Genomic DNA, 7,006 nt, shown 5'->3' with positions numbered 1-7,006 from the left:
CGCCGCGAGATACGCGGCAAGGGTGCGCCAAAAGGAGCCGTCGCCTCGAAGGCCGACGGTGGCTCGCAGCTGAAGCTCGAGGTTCTGGCGATGGCCATGCGGCGACTCAATGGCGAGGCCGAACGCCGCCGCCAGTTGGCGGCGCGTGTTTCGCTGGTCGACAATGCACGCAAGGCGCTGTCCATGAAGCAAGGCGCCGCGGCAGACGGTCCTGAGTTCAACACGCGCACCGCGCACAAAGGCATGCGGGCGGTGGTGAACCAGAGGGCGCCGAACCTGGTTCGGCCGATGGAACTCGGCCGACAGCGCAAGGCGGCCAAGGTGGCGCAGGCAAAGCGCGACGCTCGCTGAGTTTTCTTGGCTACCATCTTTTGCTCTAGAAGCCTGTCGGCCGGGAAATTGCCACTTTATCGACACGCGGATGCGGGTAGAGTGCGGCTGATTTTCAATCAACTGCTTCGGAGCTGATGCTCGCACGCCTGTTCGTGATCTTCGGTGGCCTTTTCGTGCTGGTGCTGTGTGCGGCGCTGGTGGTGCCGTACTTTATCGACTGGACGGGCTACCGTGCCGATTTCGAGCGCGAGGCGAGCGCCATTCTGGGCCGCAAGGTAACCGTTCAGGGCGATGCGACGGCGAGGCTGCTGCCGTTTCCCTCGGTGACCTTTTCGAACGTCACTGTTGCCGGCGGTCCTGCCGGCCAGCCGGCAATGACCGTCGAGACTTTTTCGATGGATGCGGAACTGGCGCCCTTCCTGAGCGGTGAGGTGCTGATCTTCGACATGCGGCTGGTGCGGCCGAAGGCGACGATCGACATTGCCGCCGACGGCACCGTCGACTGGACGATGCGCCCGTCGTCGCCCTTCGATCCCGGCCAGATCTCGATCGAGAAGCTGACGGTGACGGACGGAGAGATCGCGCTGCGCCATGCCGCCGGCGGGCGCAGCCATCTCATTTCCGAGATCAATTCGACGATCTCTGCCAAATCGCTGGCCGGGCCTTGGCGGATGGACGGCTCGCTGCGGCTCGACGGCCTGCGCAGCACCGTCATCGCGTCCACGGGCAGGGCCGGCGGCGACGGGCAGATGCGGCTCAGGCTCAAGGCCGATCCGGATGCCTATCCGCTGGTCGTCGAGGCCGACGGCAATGCCGGTATCGTCAACGGCGCCGCGATCTATTCGGGCCAGTTCAAGGTCGCAGGTTCTGACAAGAATGGCGCCGACAAGAGTTCGGCGCTGATTGACGGCGCGGACAGTGGGACGATAAAGGCCAGTGCCGGCAAGCCGGAGCCGGGATTCAGGCTGAACGGCAAATTCTCGCTCGACCACCGGAAGCTTGGTGTCGATGAATTCCGCTTCGAGACCGGGCCGCTCGACAATCCTTACACCGCCGACGGCAAGGCTGCCGTCGAGCTTGGGCCGAACCCTCGCTTTTCGATCGAGGCCAATGGCGCGCAGGTACAGTTCGATGAGGCGGTTGGTGCCGCGGCCGGCACTGGGCTGACGCTGTCGGCGCGTGTCGCGGCGTTGGAGCAGGCGCTGCTCGATTTGCCGAAGCCGACCATACCGGGCACCGTCGAGGTGAAGCTGCCGGCGGTGGTGGCCGGCGACACGACGGTTCGCGACGTCCGCCTTTCCGCCGAGCCGGCCGATGCCGGCTGGTCGGTGAAGTCACTGGCCGCGACGCTGCCCGGCCGCGCTAGGCTGGAAGCAAACGGTATGCTTAGCGTCGAGGATCATTTCGGCTTCACCGGCTCGCTGCTTCTGGCCGTGGCGCAGCCTTCCGGCTTTGCCGCCTGGCTGTCGAAGGATGTCGACGAGGCGATCCGCCGGCTGCCGGCCGCCGGCTTCAAGGCCAAGGTCGACCTGACCGGTAAGCGCCAGGCCTTCAGCGACCTCGAGCTCGTTCTCGGCAAGGCGAAATTTTCGGGCCGCATCGATTCCAGCCAGCCCGACGATGCCAGGCCGTCGGTGCTGATGCGGCTCGAAGGTGGCGAGCTCGATGTCGACGGCCTCGCCGCCTTCGCCTCGATCTTCATCAGCGACAAGGGTGCCAACCGTTTTTCCGACCGCGACCTCGATTTCCAGATCAAGGCTGGGCCGGTCAATGCCGGCGGGTTGACCGCCGATACGGTCGATACGGCGCTGAGATTGCGCGACGGTCTGCTCGAAATCGACCGGCTCTCGGTTGGCGGGCTTGCCGGCGCCTCGATCAGCGCCACCGGCCGGATCAAGGATTTCCCAGCGAGCCCGACCGGCAAGCTCGATGCCTCCGTGGTCGCCGTCGACCTCAAGCCGTTGGTCGATGTCGCGGCGCAGCACTATCCGCGCAACGCCGTGCTGAAGGGGCTGGCGGCGCGTGGGGCGGCCTATCCCGAGCTGTTCCAGGATGCGCGGGTCGATCTGGTGACGAGTGCCGCCGCCAATGGCGATGGCACGACGGGACTGGCGGTCAGCGCGCAAGGCAAGGCAGGCGGCTCGGCGTTTTCGGCGTCGCTGTCCGGCAAAGGAGTAGCCGATCGGCTTTTCGAGGCACCGGTGTCGCTGACGTTCAACGCCAGGAATGCCGACGCAACCGCGCTTCTAGCGCTTTACGGCCTGCCGGCGCTGCCGCTCGGCATGGTTGGCGAGGCGACCACCGACGTCTCGGCAAGAGGCACGCTTGGCGGCGGCATGATGACGAGCTTCAGCCTCGCCGGCGACGACTTCAAAGCCGGCTTCGACGGGACGGTCGCCGGCACGCCACAAGGCCCCACCGCCAAGGGCAAGGTCAGCCTGGAAGCTTCCGACATCGAGCCTTGGCTGATGACGACAGGCGTCGGCTTGCCGAGCATGGGGACAGGCATGTCGACGTGGCTTGCGGCCGACGCCGACTTCGGCAATGGCCTTCTGGTGTTGTCCGGCCTCAGCGGCGCCATCAACGAGGCGGCGGTTTCAGGTGACGTCAATGTCGACGTCAAGGACGGGGTGCCGCATCTTGCTGGCGCGCTGGCGCTCGATGAACTGGATCTCGATCCGATGGCGGTGGCATTGTTTGGCGACCAGGCCTTGCTGAGCACCGGTGGGGCTTGGCCGACCGCCCCATTCGGCCGGAAGTCCAGCCTGCCGTTCACCGCCGAACTCGACCTGACCACGGCATCGCTGGTCGCCGGCCCGTTTGCCACAGCTTATGACGCGGCGCTTTCGCTGAAGCTCGACCAGGAAGGCATCCGCGTCTCGGACCTCAAGGCAAAGTTCTCCGGCGGTGCGCTTTCCGGGCTATTCGAGCTGAAGAACAATGACGGCACCGGGCTTTTCTCCGGCCAGATGAAACTTGCCGGGGCCGATCTGGCCACCGTAGTGCCACAGGCCGGCATCAGCGGAAGCGGCGATTTCTCGGCGACGCTTTCGACCAGCGGCAAATCGGTCGATGCGATGATTGCGGCGCTGTCCGGTTCCGGCACGGCGGCGCTGAAGGGCTTGACTGTTGCCGGCGTCAATCCTGACGCCTTTGGCGCCTTCATCGCCAAGGCCGACGCGATCGGGCGCGATATCGATGCGGCCAAGACCGCCGGTTTCGCGCCGCAGATCGCCGCAAACGGCAGTTTTCCGGCTGGGGATACGGACATTGCCTTCACAATTGCCGGCGGCACGCTGAGGGCACCGCCGGTCAATCTTGAAAATCCGGCGGCGACGCTGTCCGCCGACATCACGGCGGACCTGAATGCCAGCACGGTCGCCACCAGTGGTTCGATCACTTATCGGCCCGGCGACGAAGCGCTGGTCGGCTCCGATCCGACTGTGAATTTCAGCGTCGATGGGCCGTTTGGCGCCGCGAAGCGGCAATTCGACAGTGAGCCGCTGGCGCAGTTTCTGACCCAGCGCGCACTTGAAAAGGAGCAGCAGCGGGTCGAGGCCATGCAGGCGGCACTGCTTGAAAAACAGCGGTTGCGGCGCGAGGTGCGCTACTACGCGGCCCTGCAGGCCGAGCGTGACAGGGCAGCCGAGGAATTGCGCAAGCAGCAGGAAGCGGCGCGGCTGCAAGCCGAGGCAGATGCGAGGGCGAAGGCTGAAGCCGAGGCAAAGGCTCAAGCCGAGGCAAAGGCTCAGGCCGAAGCAGAGGCGAAGGCCAGGGCGGATGCGCAGGCGAAAGCTGAAGCCGAGGCAAAGGCGCGGGCTGAAGTGGAAGCGAGAGCCAAGGCGGATGCGCAGGCGAGGGCTGAAGCGGAGGCCAAAGCCAAGACCGAGGCGGATGCCAAGGCGAAGGCTGAAGCCGAAGTGAAGGCTAAGGCGGCGCAAAAAGCGGCGGACGAGGCGGCGAAGGCCGAAGAACAGCAACGCCGGAAGGCGGAAGAGGCGATGCGGATCGCTTCGGAAGAAAAGGCCAAACTCGACGCCGAACGCAGGGTCGCCGCCGAACGTAGGGCCGCCGCGGCGCGGGCGCAGAAAGTGGAGCGCGCGCCTCAACCGCCGCCGGCCAATGACAACCCACCGCCAGCAGAATTCGCGCCAAAACCCAAGCTTGAACCTTCGTCGATCGACAGTCTGCTGAAGTCGCTGGGCGGGGGGTAGATCTACCTACAAAGAACCTTTCATCCCTCGCTTTGCCCAATCCAGGACGTAGAGCCTGAGTGCCGATGACAGGTTGGCATCGCGCGGCCGGGCCTCGTCGATTTCGGCGACGAGGGCGGCGAGCGTCAGTTTGCGCGCTGCCGCAATGGCGACGAGATCGTCGAAAAACGGCTTTTCGAGCGAATAGCTGGTGCGATGGCCGCGTATGGTCACCGAGCGTTTCTCGACCGGGCTCACCGGGCGTGACTCACTTCACTTCAAGCATCGGATTTGTCCGAAAACCGCGGCGCACTTTTCGGTCCGATGTTGGGGGAATCCGGATCGCTCGAGGTTTTGCGGCGATGGCCGGCGACGAATTTCTCTGCCTTGTCGGCGATCAGACGGTCACGCTCCCGGTCGGCCTTGGAACGGCCGTGCAGCGTCCGGTTCTGTTCGGCCAGGCGCTCCTTGTCGGCTCGTGCCTTCTGCTTGCGGGCCTGGCGGAGGTTGACGATGTCGGCCATGTAGCGCGGCCCGTCGGATCACTTCTTACGGAAGGCGTCGAGCGAAACCACCTCGGCGCCCTTGGCGGCGGCGTCGGCCGCGGCAGGCTTCTTTTCGGCCTCAGTGGTCTTCTTCTTCTCAGGCTTTTTCTCGGCGACGATGGCCAGTGGTTCGGAAGCGGGCTGGCCGGCCAATTCCTCATCCGCCGAGGTCTCCGTCTTCACGTCGAATTCGAGCTCGAAATTGACGGACGGGTCGTAAAAGCCGCGCACGGCCGAGAACGGGATTTCCAGTTTTTCCGGCACGTCGGAGAAGGACAGCCCGACCTCGAAGCCGGTGTCGGTCACCTTCAGGTCCCAATACTGGAACTGGATGACGATGGTCATCTGTTCGGGATAGCGCTCGCGCAAGCGGGAAGACACGCGCACGCCCGGGGCGCCGGTCAGGAAAGTGATGAAGAAATGATGGTTGCCGGGAAGGCCGGTGCGCGCGACCTCGGCCAGGACCTTGCGCATGACGCCGCGCAATGCCTCCTGGGCCAGAATGTCGTAGCGGATGTGGTCGTCGGCCATGTGGCTGTCGGGTTCCATTGAATCGTCTGCATAGCTGTAATCAAGCTTGAGCGCGGCGTAAACCGGATATAGACGCCGGGAGGGCAGATGCGAGAGGGCATGCCTCAGATTTGATCGCTCATGCGCCAGCGAGTGCGCTGTGCTTTTGCGCATCGGCAGCCGGCTGCCGCTTGCCGAAGGCGCGCAGGAAGGTGCGCACGCCGTGTGTCGCCGATTGCAGCACCTCGTCGTCATCAGGCGTGCCGCCGAGCATGAAGGTCGTCTGCAATTCGGCATTGGCAAGAGCCAGGAACTGGCGTGCCGCGACATCAGGGTCATCGATGTCGAGGAAACCGGCATGGGCGAGGCGGGCGAAGCGGGCGGCGATCGCTGGCCATGTCCTGCCCGGTCCCTGTTCTCGCCATTCGGCGAAGAGCTCGGGATAGCGCTCGCCCTCGGTCTGGATCAGCTTGCGCAGGAATTTTCCATCGCGGTTGCAGACACAGTTGCGGTTCATGCGCACGGCGAAGGCGATCAGATCGGCCTCGAGGTCCTTGGGCTGGTCGGGAAAGGTGGAAATGGTGGCGAAGATGCCGGCATTGCAACGCTCGGTGAGGTCGCGGACGATGGCGACGAAGAGTTTCTCCTTGTCGCCATGGTGGTTGTAGATCGTCTGGCGCGAAACGCCGGCCTCGGCGGCGATCATGTCGATGTTGGCGCCGGCGAAGCTTTCGCGGCAGAACACCTCGCCGGCAGCCTCCATGATGGAGATGCGCTTGGCCTCGTGGCCGCGTGGCGGGATGGTGTCAGGAGAAGCGTTGGCTTTCATAAAAACTATATAGAGGTGATTGACGAATTAGACAAGAGTGTCTAAATTTATGGACTTAGATTGAAGAGGTTTCCCTCCGCAGAAGAAGTCGGAATTCCATGGGATGGAACGTCCTAGGATTACACGCCGGTCGGCGGCAAACCAGATTTGAAAGAACCTGCTATCATGAATCCCCAATTCCTCCGCATCGCGGTCGTGCTCGGCCTGTTGTCCGCGATCGGTCCGTTCGCCATCGACATGTATCTTCCGGCGCTGCCTTCGATCGGCGCGGATCTGCAGGCCAGCACCGCTGCCGTGCAGATGAGTTTGCTGATCTTCTTTCTGTCCATGGGCTTTGGCCAGATCGTCGTCGGACCGATCTCCGACATGGTCGGGCGCAAGCTGCCGCTCTATGGCGGCCTCGCACTGTTCATGGTCGGCGGCGTCGGCTCGGCGCTGGCGCCCTCTGTCGAATGGCTGATCGCCTTCCGTTTCCTGCAAGGGCTCGGCGCCAGCGCAGGCATGGCGGTGCCGCGCGCCATCGTGCGTGACCTGCATACCGGCACCGACGCTGCCAAGCTGATGTCGCTCTTGATGCTGGTGTTTTCGGTGTCGCC

7 protein-coding genes are annotated in these 7,006 nt (G+C 64.3%); 3 read left to right on the top strand and 4 right to left on the bottom strand.

Features of this window, described 5'->3' with window-relative positions; all coding sequences use genetic code 11:
* Together EOB36_RS32510 and EOB36_RS32505 are read left to right on the top strand one after the other, a co-directional pair.
* Window positions 1–351 (top strand): hypothetical protein (locus EOB36_RS32510; RefSeq protein WP_128286498.1); only part of this gene is annotated, 351 nt, incomplete at its 5' end.
* A gap of 116 nt (window positions 352–467) precedes the next feature.
* Window positions 468–4,547 (top strand): AsmA family protein, encoded by a 4,080-nt coding sequence (locus EOB36_RS32505; protein WP_128286497.1) that lies wholly within the window; start codon window positions 468–470, stop codon window positions 4,545–4,547.
* Between the two features lie 6 nt (window positions 4,548–4,553).
* Here the strand turns inward: EOB36_RS32505 and EOB36_RS32500 are convergent, their stop codons facing one another.
* The 4 genes from EOB36_RS32500 to EOB36_RS32485 form a co-directional block, all read right to left on the bottom strand.
* Window positions 4,554–4,784, bottom strand: coding sequence for a ribbon-helix-helix domain-containing protein (locus EOB36_RS32500; protein WP_095483368.1), 231 nt, complete (start codon window positions 4,782–4,784; stop codon window positions 4,554–4,556).
* A 20-nt stretch (window positions 4,785–4,804) separates the two neighbouring features.
* The gene (locus EOB36_RS32495; protein WP_095483369.1) at window positions 4,805–5,050 is read right to left on the bottom strand and encodes a DUF4169 family protein; all 246 of its coding nucleotides are present in this window, start codon (window positions 5,048–5,050) and stop codon (window positions 4,805–4,807) included.
* A gap of 18 nt (window positions 5,051–5,068) precedes the next feature.
* A complete protein-coding gene (locus EOB36_RS32490; protein ID WP_095483482.1) occupies window positions 5,069–5,602 on the bottom strand; it encodes an SspB family protein in 534 nt (177 codons plus the stop codon).
* A 118-nt stretch (window positions 5,603–5,720) separates the two neighbouring features.
* Window positions 5,721–6,410 (bottom strand): TetR/AcrR family transcriptional regulator, encoded by a 690-nt coding sequence (locus EOB36_RS32485; RefSeq protein ID WP_095483370.1) that lies wholly within the window; start codon window positions 6,408–6,410, stop codon window positions 5,721–5,723.
* A gap of 165 nt (window positions 6,411–6,575) precedes the next feature.
* Between EOB36_RS32485 and EOB36_RS32480 the strand changes: the two genes are divergently transcribed.
* On the top strand, window positions 6,576–7,006 hold a 431-nt coding region (locus EOB36_RS32480), incomplete at its 3' end, for an MFS transporter (protein ID WP_128286496.1).

This window comes from Mesorhizobium sp. M6A.T.Cr.TU.017.01.1.1 (genome assembly GCF_004023115.1).
Lineage (GTDB): Bacteria > Pseudomonadota > Alphaproteobacteria > Rhizobiales > Rhizobiaceae > Mesorhizobium > Mesorhizobium mediterraneum.
Note: the sequence above shows the minus strand (reverse complement) of the source record. Positions and strands in the feature narration are given on the sequence as shown.